This window comes from Chroogloeocystis siderophila 5.2 s.c.1 (genome assembly GCF_001904655.1).
GTDB classification, from domain to species: Bacteria; Cyanobacteriota; Cyanobacteriia; order Cyanobacteriales; family Chroococcidiopsidaceae; genus Chroogloeocystis; species Chroogloeocystis siderophila.
Genome location: NZ_MRCC01000009.1, coordinates 149,064 through 164,680, shown reverse-complemented (window position 1 = coordinate 164,680; position 15,617 = coordinate 149,064). Strand labels below are relative to the sequence as shown.

The window sequence follows — 15,617 nt, the reverse complement described above, 5'->3', positions numbered from 1 at the left end:
GTAACTTTTATAAATTGTAGAGTACTGGAGCTAATGCCTTAAACAAGCTTTTAATCAAAGCTAATTACGGAAGTCATTTTTAATTAGCAACACTCAATAACGACTTCTCAATTCCATTAATCATGTTGTCTAAACTAAAATTAGATAAAATGTGTTGACGACACCTTTTACCGAATGCAGGATCGCGATCGCGCCAATCAATTATTTGGCTTAGAGTTTCTAATAAAGCTTGTTCATTTCCAGGCTGAAAAAGTTCTTTCTGAAACTCCGCTGTTAAAATTTCAGGGATTCCTCCAGTGCGGCTAGCAACAACAGGAGTTCCGCAAGCCATCGACTCGATTATGACTCTTCCAAACGGTTCAGACCATAAACTAGGCACAACTGTAACATCACTCACTTGATATACAGCAGTAGTATTCGTTACATGACCTAGAAACTTCACATCGCTTGCTACACCTAAGTCGATTGATAACTGTTCTAAAGATTGTTGATACTCTTCACCCGCTTCAATACTAGCGTGAGCTACAGGTTTTCCGGCAATTAATAGTTTAGATTTCACTCCGCTTTTCACAAGTAAAGCAAAAGCCTTGATCAATATTTCTATTCCCTTTTCTGTATCAAGTCTACCTACATAGGAAATAACTCTAGTATCTTCAGGAATACTCCACTGTTGTCTAGTCGCAGAAAAATTTTCAGAAGGTTGATATGTTTCGCGATTAATGCCCACATGAACAATATCAATTTTTTCTTCTTGCAAACCAGTATCTAGCCAATCTAGCTTTGTTTGCTGTGAAAGCGCAATAAACTTATTTACACCTTTTAAGCCAAGCGTATGGGGACGACCAAAGCTTTTGGTATGCGGTGGTAATTGCAAATAACAAACAAAAGGAACTTGTTTGATCAAAGACAATAAATAACCAAAAACAACATCATGATAGCGATTGCTGTAGACTACGGTGTTTCTACATATAGGTACTTTCCAAATATCATTAAAAAACTTCAAACTGTGTTTAATCGTACTGCGGTCAAGTAGAAAGCTATTAATTTTAATTAAGTGGCTGCAAAATTCTTGGTACTGCTTAATCAAATTGCCTTCTTCTAAATACAGTAAGCTAATTTCATGTCCACGCGCAGCCAAACCTCGGCAAACATCTAATAAAATTAACTCTTGTCCACCGCGTTGTGAAGAGGGTTGATTTTCCAAAACGATAATGTGCATACAGTGAGCCTCAATTATGTTACTTGTGCTGAAGTGCTTTGGTTAAATTAACTTTTATAAAGTCAATATGTACTTTTAAAATGGTCAAATATATTGTTCTTTGAGAGAAATACCAAGCATTACTAGTCCCAACCAATAAAGGTGAACTATGTAGGAAATATCAATAACAGAACTAAAAATAAATAAAATTAAGATTATGCTCATGCCAACTTTTGCAGTTATACTTTTTTGAACCTTAAAAAGTAAATCTATAAAACTACAAAATAAAGGAGTTGCAAAAGCAAAGAAACCAACTATTCCACGAATAAATAAAAGACCTACCCACGTATGATGAGTGCCAATTCCTGGAGTATTTAACCAAGGAGTAACAACGCCATGACCCCAAATAGGGGCTTCATACCAGCGGTCTAGTGCTAAATTAACTAAAAGACCTCTTACCTCTGAAGAACTGCTGCGAAAACTATCAAATTGTTCGCGAGAAGTTTGGATAAAATTAATGAGTTGAGGAGTAAAAATACTCGTTATGAAACTTGCGATCGCTAGAGTAATATACGTAATAGGTTGAGCCAGCTTCCCTATAACCCAAACGAGCGTAATAACAAGCGGTAAACATAATATAGCTGCGCGTGAGAAGGAGCCGATAATCATCGTGATCGCACCAACTACACCAATAATTCTCCATTTATAATTGTGTTCCTGAAACGCAAGGAAAAAGTAGATATTGGCTATCATTCCCAACTCAGGACACCAAGGCGCAAACAATTTTAACCGCAACAGATTAGTTCCATATTCAATTTCATAAAAGTCTACAGAGTATAGCTCATCCGAGCCACCTCCTAGAATTGCCAAAGGAGAAACGTATTCAATATGAGGTAAATGAAGTGCAAAAATCAAACAAGAAATTGCAGCCAATATCAAACTTTGTAAACAAATAATACAAGCAGCACGATAAAGAATTTGAGGTCGGATATTGAGATAGCCAATTAAGGGAAACAATGCTAGAAGCGCATATTGTCTAGCCCAATTGTTAATTGATGAAAAAATAGTTTTTGTCAATCCTAAATCAAAGTCTATATGACCCATAATTAAAGCAAGCTCTAAGATCAACATAGATACAATCCATACCCAGATTGACCACGGAATTGTTATTTTATTAGCCGACGATTTTTGTGTTTGTTGCCAAATTTGCTTGCACAGATAGAGTGTCAAGAGCCAAGCGATCGCCGGAATAAAGATATATTGTGCGCCCAGGAAATAAAGCCCATAAGTTCCTATTGCAGAATACCAAACTACTTTTTCTGCAAAATTTTGTGGTTTCATACTAAACTTTGATGAAATCAATAGCTTAGACCTCTGATTTTTTAGCTTTTGAAGTAGGTTGGATACTCGCTAATTTCTGATAATATTGGTTTAGTCCAAGTAATGCTATTCCTGTAGTTGCAAAAAAAGCTCCTAAGGTTGCACCGAGTACAACAAACTCCTTTTTAGGCCAGCTTGCGGTTTGCGGTAAATTAGGTGGTGTAATAAATTGAACGAGTGGATAAGAACCGAAAGCATTTGACTTACCTATGTCTAGGCGAGTTAGCGTAGAGGAAAACACAGCTTCAGTAACTTGTAAATCCCGCTTTAGAGCATCTAAAACTGATTCTTTTTGTGCTAATTTATTGAGTCTATCTTGAAGTTGAGCAATTTGTTGATCTATTGCTTGTGCTTGTGCTTGAAATCCTTTTTGTTCTGCTTGAGTTGTGACTAATTGTTGAAAAAGGCTCTCGCGGGCTGAATCAGAATTAGTACTATTAAGACTTAATTGATGTAAAACTGCTTGGCTAACAGGTTTTCCTAAAAGATAGCGACTGCGGTTCAATAGTGCTGTTTGTGCGGCGTCTTGTTTAGCCTTTTCTGTAACTAACTGTGGGTTATCAGGTAGAAATTTTGATTCCAAAACGCTTAAGCTAGCACTAGCTTCGCTATAGTCTTTTAAGTTCTGCTGAAAGATTTGATCTGTTTGTAACGTGAAGGCATCGACAGCTTCTAGATCTGATAAGTTTAAACTTGCTGAAAGTTGACTTAAACGAGCATTGGCTTGCTGCTGTTGAGCTAGAATTTCTACTCTCTGCTTACGCAATTGTTCGATATTATTAGAAAGGTCTTTGAGTTGATCGTTAGAGTTTAAACCTGAATCAGCTTTGTAACTAGAAAGTCGCTGCTGCGCAGTTTCTAACTTCTTCCACGAGTCACTCAACGCTGTTTGAAAACCTGCTTCTCGGCGAATCGCTTCTTCACCCCTTAACTCGTTGAGTTTGACTTCAAAGGCGCGATAAAAAGCTAAAGATTTATTCCGCGCTTCTTCGGGGGTTGCACCTCTAAAATCGACTGTCATTATGGTAGTGCCATCAATAATTCTAATTCGCGGTGTGCCAAACTTTGCTAAAGGTATATTTAGCTGACTTGCTGCTGCACTTAAGACAGGTTCACTTTGGGCAATAAATTTGTAATTCTCTCTTGGATCTTGCGTTGAACTTGCGTAGGGTGATGAATTTTCGTAAGAAGCTTGTCCAATATTTGGTAAGTTGACATTTGCTGCCGAGCCTGCTTCTGGTAAAGTAATCGCAGAGTGGCTTGTGTAAGTTGGTGGTACGAGCTTTAAATAAAGCAAAGCTAAAGTTCCAAATGCTGCGTTAGCTAATAGTCCTAATAGTAAATAACGTAGCCAATAGCTTTGCTTTAGGGATGATTTAGGAAAAGATTTAGGGATGATGACAGAACCAGCCATGAGAAATCCTCTGCTCTGTAAGATATTAAACTACTCGATCCAGATTTCTCCTAGCGGTAAGAGAATCTATGAGTGAATTGAGGTTGATTTTTCTCTATTTTGTATTGTGGCGATCGTCTGAAATTTATTCCTAAGCTAATTGCTGAAGTTGGCTTGAGCCAAGTTGCAGAACGTTTTACTTCAGTTCGCTTTAAATTGTTAATGCTTTGCAATCTTTCTTGATGAGAATCACTAGAAAAGTTATTAATTTCTGCTTGCTTTTTGACGTTTAACTTCTGATTAGCTTGATTACCAAAAACCTTTTGCTTCAAAAGTAACCAGAAAAAAGGTAAATCATCTATCAAGTATCTTTGCCAAAGTCTTTGTGGTTCACATAATAATCGATGAAACCATTCTAGACCAAGATTACTCATCCATTTTGGAGATCTTTTTAATTTACCTGCTTCAAAATCAATCGTAGCCCCCAAAGCCAAAAATATTTTGATATTTGATAGTTTGTTTTTATGTTTATAAATCCACTTTTCCTGTTTTGGCGCGCCTAATCCTACTGCTAAAACAGTTGCATCTGTTTGATTAATTTTATCGATAATTTCTTGACATTCTTGTTCATTAGTTTCAAAGCCAAATGATGGAGAATGTGCGCCTACAATGATATTTCTTGCTATTTTGCTGTTAATATTTTCTTGCGCTTTGTTAGCTATACCCTGACTTGCGCCTAAGAGAAATATCTTAATATTTTCATTGTTTTTATGATAATTGTAGAAGTTAGGAAAAAAATCTGAACCCGATATTTTCTCTTTGATGGGAGTTCCTAAGAACTTAGCAGCATACATGAGAATCTGGCTATCACAAACTTTATAATCAGCTATATTATAAGCTTCGACAAAATCTCTATCCTTTTGTAACTTGACAAGGTGGTCTACATTAGTTGTGAAAACAACTCCGCTATTTAGTTTTTCTAATAGTTCTAATTTGGGTAAATTGTCAATTTCAACATTCAATAAATTTACCTTTTTCATTTTATCCCTCCGAGCTATTATTCAAACCTTTTATGCTTATTGCTTTAAGACTTTGAATAATTGTGAGTATTCATTTGTGTGTATTCAGTACAGAGAATTGCCATAGCACAGTTTTTTTTAGACAACAGTTCTTACTTGAATACATTGCGTAAACATTTAGCCCCAATGCCCTAATGCTTAGTGCCGTGCTGGAATTATTGAAACTTAGTGAGCTAAAACCGCGATCGCTCTATCTGTACAGTAATAGGTATCTAAAAACTTTAGCTGTCGGTAAAGCATGGCAAGTTGTGGAGTATCGATACCAGCTTGTTGCGCCGCACGTAACGGGTTGCCGAAAATTGCCTCGACTTCTAGTGATCGCCTGTAGTCAAAGTCAATTTTTGTACTTGTGCGGTAAGGTCCCATTTTGGCGATATATTTGAGTCGTTTCTCGATATAGTCATCTGCGATCGCTCGATGATAAGCTGCTGCAACTGTTACCATTTCTTGCATCATCTCCTCGACCAAAGCCCGCGTATGCACGTCACTTATCAAGTCTTTGATAGTTGCATTAAGTACGACAGTAAGACCATTAAAGGGAATATTGCAGATAAGTTTTTTCCAACGTGCTAAAAGCAGATCTTCCGCTAATTGAATGAGAATACCAGCACGTTCAAAGTCAGTTTTGACCTGAAGCATTCGTTTGGTAATTCCACAAGCTAGATAGTCATAAGCGTATTCGGCGAGCGTAATCACACCATAATGGAGATGTCGGAAGTGACCTGGAGCAACTTTATCGTTACACGTGAAGCACAGCCCACCCATCACGCGATTTGATCCGACAATCCCAGCAACTTCCTCCTCTACACCCAAACCATTTTGCAACACCAAGACAACACTATTATCTTTGACCAAACACGGTAGCATTTGTCGCAGTAAATTGTTTTGCGTTGTTTTTAAGGCAACAACGATGACATCACAACATGGCATATCATGTACATTACGGTAGGCGTTCACCTGCGGGAGGCGGAAAGTACCATCCGGAGATTCGATAAATAAACCATGTTTCTTGACGTACTCGTAATCGCTGCGGAGCAAAAAGTGAACATCAATTCCAGCTTGTTGTAGTCGCGCACCATAGAAGCCACCTAATGCGCCAGTACCAAGAATTGCATAGCTGCGGTTTTCGCTCAGCGATCGCCTAGCCGAAGAATTGAAATTAGAGTCAAATCGTACTTCCATATTCAACCCTCACTGAAGATCTTGAGTAAAAACGCAAAAAATATATAGCAGAGGTCAGGGTTTAAAATGAGTTAGGGTAATGGTTATTCGTACCTTCAATGTCCTAACTACCCCAAAGAGACTGCTATAGCAGCAATCAAAGATCAGGAAAGAAGATTAGTTACGAATTTGTAAACCTGACAGCAAGCGATCGCCCTTGACAAATTGCAAGATTTCTGATGCCACTTTCACGGGTTGTTCGACGTGCAAATAGTGACCCGCGCCAGTTATAGTGACTAAATGAGAGTTGTCAATTTGCGAGTGTAACATCTTAGATTTGCGCGGCGAGATAATCACGTCATCATCTCCGGTGAGAATCAAAGTCGGAAGCCGTAAAGCTGACACCGCGCTACTCAGATCGACAGAACTCACGCCCATAAAATCTGAGGCATTGGCTTTTAAGCGAGTATGTTGAAACTCACCTAAAACAAGTTCTTTGAGATTTTCGGGGACTTCAGGCGCAAAGCTTTGCCAGAGAGTTTCGCGATTCCATTGCCCAGTTATCGCCTGCTGAAGAAAATCAGGATGAAGTTGAATGCGTGCGGATGTTGCCATCAAAACCAACTGCGCAACGCGATCTGGGTAAGTCAGCGCAAATTGCAATCCGATCAAGCCGCCCATAGATTGTCCCACGTAACAAATCGGATGCTCAATTCCTAAGCTATCCAAAAAGGCATTGAGGAACTCAGCCACAGCGTCGATCGACTCAGGGACATACCCATCTGAAGCCCCATGTCCTGGTAAATCAATCGCGACAGGAAAGCATTCTGCCGCATCGAGTTGAGCAAGTACTGGTTCCCAATGACGGCAGCTTCCTCCCGCACCGTGTACTAGCAACATCATGCGATCGCCCAGTGACGGCAACCCCAAAGGCGCATGGTAATGAACTTTGCGATTTGCAACCTGAATAAAAGACATACTTGCAATGGGTAATGTGTAATTGGTAATTGGATGACTAATTAGGACTCCATTACTAGATTGGTAAGCATCGTATTCATCTTGTTAACTGATTCAACAAATTCGTTTTGTGGAACTGATTCAGCAACGATACCTGCACCGGCATTGAGATAAACCGAGTCACCGTATTGATAAACTGAACGAATTGCGATCGCTAAATCTGCTGTACCGCTGCTATCGATCCACCCAATACCACCTGCATAAATGCCTCGTGGTTCTGCTTCCAAGCGGTCAATCCATGCTAAAGCTTCATGCTTGTTAATTCCAGATACTGTAATTCCAGGAAATAATACTTTCAATGCATCCCACAGCGTTTTCCCTGGTTTGAGTTGTCCCCCAACCCGCGACGATAAATGTTGCACGCAACGATATTGCTTAACTTGCATAAAGTCAAAAATCTGCACAGTTTCGGGCGAACAAACTGTACTAATCTCGCTTTGTGCTAACCAAACTGAAAGCGCGTGTTCTTTGACTTCTTTAGCATCAATAAATAATTCATCACTTAGGCGCGTGTCTTCTTCTGAATTAGAACTACGCGGACGCGTTCCTGCTAGCGGATTGGTAACAACAAACCCATCGGTGCTAACTTCCATCAAAATCTCAGGACTAAAGCCGACAGCGGACACATCTCCCACGTTCATACAATACGATCGCGCCGCGTTGTTGCTCTTGGCTCCTAATACATAAGTACCAAGAACATCCATATTCCCTTTTACTTTCACCGATCGCGAGATAATTGCTTTATGCAACTCACCATTTTGAATTGCATCGATTAAAGTTGCAACTTGTTTTTCATATTGTTGATTTTCCGTTGCAGCCACCGTCGGAGGAGTCGGCACGTATTCTGCTAATTTGCTATCAACGGATAAGACTTCTAAAACTTTAGCAGGCGATTTGATACTTCTAATATGTACACCTTTGGTAGTGATATAAAGTTCGGTTTCAGGAACTAAAAAGTATAGTAATGGCTGATCAATTGCTTTAGAATACGAGTAATAAAAGCGCGCAATATCAAAGCCAACGTAACCATAAGCCGTCCAGTTTTCTACTGGTAAAGACGCAAAAATTGCCTCAACTTGCTTAAGCGGATCGGTACAACTTTCTGAGTGCTTCTGGCTCATAAATCGACTAGAAACAGTTTCAGCACTGACTGTAACCTCAGCTAAAGCATTACCCGCAATCCGTACCTCACTTTCACTTTCGTACATCACATATTCAGAAAAAATCCCCGTTTGCAATAGTGTTTGCAAAATAACAAGTGGGTCTTTCTGACCTGGAACAAACATTTCGTGATAGGTTAAAAAATCAGTTGCTAGCTGGTACATTGATATGACTCCTTAGGGTTGTTGCGGTAAGAATTAAACAGCGTTTGTTGTCAGAGACTTCACAGACCAAGCTTCAACTTTTTCTTTAATTGCTCGCATTTGAACGCGGGTATTGCGGTTGAGAAAAGATTCCATTTGCTCGGTTGTCCACTTGCAATCATCGTGGATTTCAAACTTTTGCATCCAAGTCATCACCACACCCACGCCTTGCGGTAACTCTTCATACGTCCAATGGATTTTCATATCCTTGAACGGAAAGGCTTTTTCGACACGTTCAGCGGTAGCTTGTTTTCCAGGCTTGTCAATGAGTCGGCGCGAAACCCAAGTCCGCGAAGGGCGATCGCCTTCAGGGTAAGTCGTCAAGCTAAACAAAACTTCGTTACCATTACGCTCTAGCACTTCGGCTTTTTCGTACTCAGTAAATAATTGTGGCCAAAGTTCAATATCGTTTGTTAGCTCAAAGACAGTATCAAAATCTCGCAAGATAACAATATTGTTTTCGGTATAACCTGTCATATTAGCACTCCTTGAAAGCTATAAATTACTGTTGTAAAGTTGTTGGATAGTTAATTCAAAACTCATTAACTATCCCTACTGCCCGTACCCAACTAGCATCTAAACCTTTAACACGCAGGGGAAAACAAGCAACTTGAAATCCTGTGTCGGGTAGCTGATCGAGATTAGCAAGACGTTCGATTTGAATATATTCGCGTTCGCGACCGTAGAAGTGTGCCGGCCAAAGATAACTGCGATCGCCTGTCCGCCAAAAGTCTTCTAGCATCGTCACAAACGGACGGTCAAAACCATAAGTGTCAATTCCAATAACTTTGATTCCTTGTTCTACCAACCATTCGGTAGCTTCGCGACTCATCCCTGGTGCATGGGAAAAATACTCGCGTTTCCCCCAGAGTTTATCGGTTCCCGTCCAAATTAGAACAATATCAAGCGGCTTGAGTGCGTGTTTTGTCGCGTCTAGGGCGATTTTGATATCTGCGATCGTAATAAACTCTTGAGGCTGTTTGTGGCGTAAGTCGAGGCGTACACCATCATTATAGAACCACTCTAGCGGCAATTGATCGACCGAACGCGCTGGTGAACCTTCACAATCTGATCCGTAATGAATCGGTGCGTCAATGTGCGTTCCCATGTGTGTGGGTAAAGTGACAGTATCTAAAGTAATAAACGCACCATCAGGAAAATCTTCCGGTTCAAGACGACGCGAATCAGATTTCGCAGCATTCCGTGTCGCTACTTCCGCACAAAAATGCTTAGCACCAGCAATATGATCGAGTCGCTCGACGCGAATTTCCATCGGTTCTGACGCCGAGTTTTCGACCAATACGCTCAAATCAACCAGCCGCCGCACCTGCAACCTCCTTCTTATCGGCTGTCATTGCGATCGTCTCCATTGCCTGATCCAACGCCATATTGACATCGGTAATGCCTACAATCGGTAATGCCAAAAGAATTGCGGCGATCACTTCTTCTTTAGTCGCACCCGCTGCGATAGCGCGCTCTACATGAGTATTAATGCCTCGTAAACCCCGATGCGCGCTGAAGATACCGATAATAATTAATTCATTGACCTTTTCATCAAGCGGAGAATACTGCTTCACCGACTTTGCCAGATCAAAGAAACTCTGGGCAACATCCGGTGCTTCTTGCATCATGTTCTTCATTTTAATGTTCTCCTTCAAGAATAATGTGTCCGTCTTTGGGGGAAGGTGCTAAAGGGGCTGAGGCGAAAACAACGCGAATTTCTTCATTGCCAACATTGACAATCGAATGCGCTGCACCTTGGGGAGTCAGCACTGCTTGTCCAGCTTGAAACGGAACAACACCCACATCTGCAATTTCGATTTCGCCTTGCCCTTGCAATACATAAAAGCACTCCTCACCATGCGGATGCGCGTGACATAATACTCTGCCACCCACTGGTACAGTTGCTGTCCCCATAATCAACTTAGTGGACTGTACGCTGGTGGGAGAAATCAAGACATGAATCTCACCACCTCGGTCATCAATCGTCGGTACGTCACTTGGTCCCATTACCAAGCGTCTTTTTTGCTGCGTTACCATTAAAGTTATCCTTTGTTATTGAACCAGTTGACTGGCTTTGAGTAATGCTTTGCGGTGAATTTTTCCGGTTGAGGTACGCGGTAAGCGTTCTAGAAATTGAATTTTTTTCGGAGCTTTAAATCGCGGTAGTTGCATTTTGGCAAATCTACGAATACTTTCTTCGAGTTCAGCCGACTCGGAGAAGCCAGCTTTGAGGCTGATGTACGCCACAACTTGTGTTAAATTTTCACCACTTTCAGATTCTGGTACGACTGCAACATCAAGAACACTTTCGTGTTGCAGCAACACATCTTCGATTTCAAATGGCGACACCCATTGTCCGTTAACCTTAAACAGGTCATCTTTGCGTCCCATAAACCAGAAATAGCCATCTGCGTCACAAAGATACTTATCTCCAGTACGCATCGTATTACCGTGAATGACTTGGCGCGTTTCTTGATGACGGTTCCAATAACACAGCATTAAACTATCGCCACCGACTTGCAAGTTACCAATTTCGCCGGTAGGCATCGGTACGCTATTTTCATCAATGATGCGGACATCGTAGCCAACAACAGGTTTACCGGAACTACCAGGACGACACTCGCCTAAACGATTGGAAAGAAAGATGTGTAAAAACTCAGTTGTACCAATACCTTCGCAGATTTCTATATCGTAGGTAGTACGCCATCTTTGCCAAATACTTTTCGGTAATTGCTCTGCCGCCGATACACACAAGCGTAATGTGGAAGCATCTAAAGGCGCAATATCTTGCACTGCCAGAATACTAGCATAGGTCGCAGGAATCGCAAACAAAATTGTCGGTCGATAGCGATGAATATCGGCAATGATGTCAAACGCATTATTCGCATCCGACAAAATTGATGCTGCCCCAACCGCCATCGGCATATACAAGGTGTTTCCTAAACCGTAGGCAAACGGCATCTTGGCGATCGAATACGTGATGTCGTCTTGATGCAAACCAAGCGTTGCTTTACCGTACTGTTCTGCACAGAAGACCATACTACGATGAAGATGAATCGCGCCCTTGGGTCTACCTGTGCTACCGGAAGTATAAAGCCAAAACGCTGGTTCGTCGGGAGATGTTTGTGCGGGTGGTCGTTCTTGAGGAAATGAGCTTGCAAGTGTCCTAAAGGAGTTATCTCCATCCGTCAAGAGAATATTCCGTAAGAACGGAGATTGAATTGGCGAAAGTTTTTCTTGCCACTCTTGAGTTGTGAGTAAGATTTTAGCGCGACAATCTTGCAGAATGTACTTGATATCATCAAGGCTACATGCAGTATTGATTGGCACTGGGACAGCACCTAACCAAATCGCCCCCCAAAACGCAAAGACAAAATCTGGACTATCAGGTAAGAGAATCGCGAATCGATTTTCGCGTTCTAAACCTAACTCCGCAAGTAATCCAGCAGCAGCACAAACTTCGTTACTGACTTTGCGATACGTGTATGTGTCGTCCTGATGATACAAAGCAATTCGTTCGCCATAGCCTTTATGCAAATTACCTTTAATAAAGTAGGCTGCAACATTGAAAATGTCAGGTAGTTGTTCGTACTGATTCATGCTTGTTCGCCCTTTGAAAGAACGTGAACCATCACATAATCATCCCAGTAGCACCAAGTTGCGAGCCATGCTTTCACTCCACACTGCAATGCTTTCTGTTTTGCTGCGCCGCGTAGCTTGATTGTTAGTCCTGACTGCGATATTGTCGATTCAATCTCGTTCCAGTTGATATCAACTAATCCAGTTCCTAGGGCTTTTCCTACAGCTTCTTTCGCTGAAAAACATACAGCATAATACCGACTAGGATGCGGTGCAGATTGACATTGTTCAATTTCGCGAGGAGTAAATAGCAAAGTCAGCGTTTCGCTGTTGTAGCGACTGACTAGAGAGGCAATTTTGCTAACGGGTGCGATATCAATTCCGATGCCTTTAATTTCGGCTTGTCTTGGTTGGGCAAGTTGTAGATACATGAAACTTTGTATTCCTTTCCCGGAGGGTCTCATGTCGCCGTAGCGGTAGCCGCGATCGCGCTGTTAACCATCTCGCAAACATCTTTTAATGTCATGTCCTTGCGGGATTCTAGTTTGACATTGACACCAAAGCGGCGTTTGAGTCCAAGGGAAATATCGACGGTTTCTGTCGAGTCGAGTTGCAAGTCTTTGCGCAGCAGTGCTGCTTCTGTAATCTCGTGTTCGGGAATTCCTAAATCAACTAAGATGTCTTTTAGCGCATCCATGACCATAGGTAGATACCTCAATCAAAAACGTAACTTTAGTAGTAATTGGTAATTGCTGCCATGCGCGATCGCGTCACTTAGCAATCACAAACGATGCATTCACTCCCTCGCGGGCGCGGGAATTGACGAGTGCGTGGCGTACCGGATGACTCTGCGGTTGCGTCACAAAGTTGAGCCGACAGTCTGCATCTGGCTCGGTTTGACTCATTGTCGGTAATTGTTCGGTTTCCATTGCTAAGAGGCTGCAAGCGACCTCAGTAACGCAACTTGCACCATAAAGATGTCCGTAAAGTGCTTTTGGAACAGAAACTGCAACGTTTGGCGCTTGCGCAAAAACCGTAGAAATAGCTTCGCCTTCGATGCGATCGCTTTGTTGTGTTCCGCAGCCTTCGGCTAAAACAACATCAATATCTTTGGGTTGAAGTTGTGCGGATTGAATTGCGCGTGACATGCAGCGCTCAAAGTGAACGCCACTGGTAGGATCGGTATCTGTCGTCATGCAACCTGAGACGACTTTACCGTAAATTTTCGCACCCCGATTACGGGCATGTTCTTCAGACTCTAGCACTAACACCGTACTTCCTTCACCTAATACTAAGCCTGTGCGATTGCGGTCGAAGGGTAAATAAGCTTTTTCTGGGTCAGTCGCGGCGCTGACTTCTCCGGTTTCGTAGTAGCACGTCATCCCAAACCGCGTGATCGGTGCTTCTGAACCGCCAGCGATAACGACATCATTGAATCCTTCTTGGATTGACTTGATGCCAAAGTACAATCCACTGGCACCACTGGCGCGATCGCAAACAAAACTCTTACTATACCCGCGAATTCCATAGCGAATCGTCACATATCCTTGGGCGGCTGTTGGAAACCACGCGGTTGCTTGCCAAGGATTGACCATTGTTGCGCCGTCGTTATACAGTTCGTAAAATCCACGTTCGCAGATATCCCAACCGCCTGCATTGTTACCAAACCAAACACCAACGCGATACGAATCTTCTTGAGTTAAATCAAGTGTGGCATCTTGCAGCGCTAATTCGGTTGCGGCTAGAGCATAATGCGTAAATCGATCTGTTTTAACAATAAAGCGACGCGGGATATAATCGGCTGGCTCAAACTCCGCAATTTCACCCGCAACTTTAGTGGGAAAGTCTGTCGAATCAAAGCGGCTAATCTCGCGAATTGCCGACTTACCTGTACTAATATTGTGCCAAAATTCATCTTTACCAATACCAGCAGGGTTGATAATACCAATACCAGTAACTACCACATCGTGTTTACTCACCTAACGACTCCTGATACTTTTTAAAAATTGCTGCCGAATGGATACCACCGAAACCACTCGCTGTCAGCAGCGCGGTGTTGACCTCTGTGGAACGCGCTTCATTAGGTACGTAATCAAGGTCACAATTGGGATCGGGAAACTCGTAATTGGCAGTCGGATGAATAACCGAAAGTTCAATTGCCCCCAAAGTTGCTACAACTCCTACTAAACTTGCAGAAGAGAGCGAATGACCAATCATCGACTTGGTTGAGCTAATTGGCAAGCGGTATGCTTTATCGCCTAGTACTTGCTTATAAGCATTCGTCTCAAATAAATCGTTTTGCGGTGTGGAACTACCGTGCGCATTGATATAATCAAGTTCCTCTGGTTCAACATTACCTAGATGGAGCGTCCGTTCCATCACTGCTGCCATTGGAACTCCATGATCGGGCAGATCCGTCATGTGAAAGGCATTACTGACGCTGTAGTAACTCACAACTTCGGCATAAATATGCGCGTTACGATTCAACGCGTGTTCGAGTTCCTCTAGTACGAGTACCGCAGCAGCTTCGCTAATCACGAATCCACCACGCTTGGCATCAAATGGACGCGATGCCTTTTCTGGTTCGCAATCTGCTACTGAAAGCGATCCTATGACATCAAGTGTTGCATATGTCAAGCTTGTGAGCGGCGCTTCTGATGCTCCAGCCAGCATTACCTTGCATTCACCAGAACGAATTAGTTCAAAACTCAAGCCCAATGCATCTAACCCCGCCGTGCAACCTGTTGATAGCGAGGTACACGGTCCTTGAAATTCGTATTTCCGTGCGAGTAATGCCGCAGGATAATTAAACATTCCTGCGTTGTAGAAATTCTCACCCGTGGCGACGTGTCTTAACGGCTGGCTACCTTTTTCGCTGCACCGCTCAAAGATTTTTTGGATTGTGGGCGTACCACCGATCGCCGATGAAAAGATAATTCCTAAAGATTCAGGATCTTCTTGACTCAAATCTAAACCTGAATCCGCGATCGCCGCCGTACCAGAAACAACCCCAAATTGCACAACTCGATCTTGCTCAACTAAGTGGTCAAACTCCACTCCCGAACAGTAATCGGAAAGATCGAAATCAGCAACTCGACAAACCACTTTACTTTTAATCCCCATCGCCTCCATTTCTGGATCGGCTTGTAAATACGATTGTCCGCGAATTGCATTTTTCCAAAACTGCTCCTTACCGATTCCTAAAGGAGCCACAACACCAATACCTGTAATTACTACTCGTTTCATTCTTTAATTTTTAGTAAGAAAACTGTTTAATATAGCTTCCATCGAGCTAATTGTGATCTGAATGACAATGCAGATATGAGGCAATCAGATTAACTACAAATATCGATAGTCACTTTCACCGTGTAGATATAGCAATCTTTAATTGTGCAGAAACATTCCCTGTGTTCTAGCCTTCAAGAAGGCTTCGCCAATGTGGT

At 42.2% G+C, this 15,617-nt stretch carries 16 protein-coding genes; all 16 read right to left on the bottom strand.

Features of this window, described 5'->3' with window-relative positions; genetic code table 11:
- Window positions 1-79 precede the first annotated feature (79 nt).
- A complete protein-coding gene (locus NIES1031_RS12795; RefSeq protein ID WP_073549772.1) occupies window positions 80-1,219 on the bottom strand; it encodes a glycosyltransferase family 4 protein in 1,140 nt (379 codons plus the stop codon).
- Between the two features lie 84 nt (window positions 1,220-1,303).
- On the bottom strand, window positions 1,304-2,329 hold the full coding sequence (locus NIES1031_RS12790) for an O-antigen ligase family protein (RefSeq protein ID WP_236738822.1): 1,026 nt from the start codon (window positions 2,327-2,329) through the stop codon (window positions 1,304-1,306).
- Window positions 2,330-2,564: 235 nt separating this feature from the next.
- Entirely contained in the window at window positions 2,565-3,992 is a 1,428-nt protein-coding gene (locus tag NIES1031_RS12785) for a GumC family protein (RefSeq protein ID WP_073549768.1), read from the bottom strand.
- Window positions 3,993-4,042: 50 nt separating this feature from the next.
- A complete protein-coding gene (locus NIES1031_RS12780) occupies window positions 4,043-5,011 on the bottom strand; it encodes a WecB/TagA/CpsF family glycosyltransferase (RefSeq protein WP_073549764.1) in 969 nt (322 codons plus the stop codon).
- A 204-nt stretch (window positions 5,012-5,215) separates the two neighbouring features.
- A complete protein-coding gene (locus tag NIES1031_RS12775) occupies window positions 5,216-6,232 on the bottom strand; it encodes a putative 2-dehydropantoate 2-reductase (protein WP_073549763.1) in 1,017 nt (338 codons plus the stop codon).
- Window positions 6,233-6,388: 156 nt separating this feature from the next.
- A complete protein-coding gene (locus NIES1031_RS12770; RefSeq protein WP_073549762.1) occupies window positions 6,389-7,189 on the bottom strand; it encodes an alpha/beta fold hydrolase in 801 nt (266 codons plus the stop codon).
- A 41-nt stretch (window positions 7,190-7,230) separates the two neighbouring features.
- A complete protein-coding gene (locus NIES1031_RS12765) occupies window positions 7,231-8,553 on the bottom strand; it encodes a salicylate synthase (RefSeq protein ID WP_073549760.1) in 1,323 nt (440 codons plus the stop codon).
- A gap of 33 nt (window positions 8,554-8,586) precedes the next feature.
- Window positions 8,587-9,069: an SRPBCC family protein gene (locus tag NIES1031_RS12760; protein ID WP_073549759.1), complete on the bottom strand. Its 483-nt coding sequence runs from the start codon at window positions 9,067-9,069 to the stop codon at window positions 8,587-8,589.
- A gap of 55 nt (window positions 9,070-9,124) precedes the next feature.
- On the bottom strand, window positions 9,125-9,919 hold the full coding sequence (locus NIES1031_RS12755) for a cyclase family protein (RefSeq protein ID WP_073549758.1): 795 nt from the start codon (window positions 9,917-9,919) through the stop codon (window positions 9,125-9,127).
- Window positions 9,903-10,232 carry a carboxymuconolactone decarboxylase family protein gene (locus NIES1031_RS12750; RefSeq protein ID WP_073549756.1) on the bottom strand — a complete coding sequence of 110 codons (330 nt, stop codon included), beginning with the start codon at window positions 10,230-10,232 and terminating at the stop codon, window positions 9,903-9,905. The genes NIES1031_RS12755 and NIES1031_RS12750 overlap by 17 nt, the downstream gene beginning before the upstream one ends.
- A 1-nt stretch (window position 10,233) precedes the next feature.
- Entirely contained in the window at window positions 10,234-10,632 is a 399-nt protein-coding gene (locus NIES1031_RS12745) for a cupin domain-containing protein (RefSeq protein WP_015191113.1), read from the bottom strand.
- 15 nt (window positions 10,633-10,647) lie between these two features.
- Window positions 10,648-12,195, bottom strand: a complete 1,548-nt coding sequence (locus NIES1031_RS12740) for a benzoate-CoA ligase family protein (protein WP_073549755.1) — start codon at window positions 12,193-12,195, stop codon at window positions 10,648-10,650.
- Window positions 12,192-12,605, bottom strand: a complete 414-nt coding sequence (locus NIES1031_RS12735) for a holo-ACP synthase (RefSeq protein ID WP_236738821.1) — start codon at window positions 12,603-12,605, stop codon at window positions 12,192-12,194. Before NIES1031_RS12735 ends, NIES1031_RS12740 begins: the two co-directional genes overlap by 4 nt.
- 29 nt (window positions 12,606-12,634) lie before the next feature.
- Window positions 12,635-12,871, bottom strand: coding sequence for an acyl carrier protein (locus NIES1031_RS12730; RefSeq protein WP_073549753.1), 237 nt, complete (start codon window positions 12,869-12,871; stop codon window positions 12,635-12,637).
- A 73-nt stretch (window positions 12,872-12,944) separates the two neighbouring features.
- The gene (locus tag NIES1031_RS12725) at window positions 12,945-14,153 is read right to left on the bottom strand and encodes a beta-ketoacyl-[acyl-carrier-protein] synthase family protein (RefSeq protein ID WP_073549752.1); all 1,209 of its coding nucleotides are present in this window, start codon (window positions 14,151-14,153) and stop codon (window positions 12,945-12,947) included.
- Window positions 14,146-15,420, bottom strand: coding sequence for a beta-ketoacyl-[acyl-carrier-protein] synthase family protein (locus tag NIES1031_RS12720; RefSeq protein WP_073549750.1), 1,275 nt, complete (start codon window positions 15,418-15,420; stop codon window positions 14,146-14,148). Before NIES1031_RS12720 ends, NIES1031_RS12725 begins: the two co-directional genes overlap by 8 nt.
- Window positions 15,421-15,617: the final 197 nt, after the last annotated feature.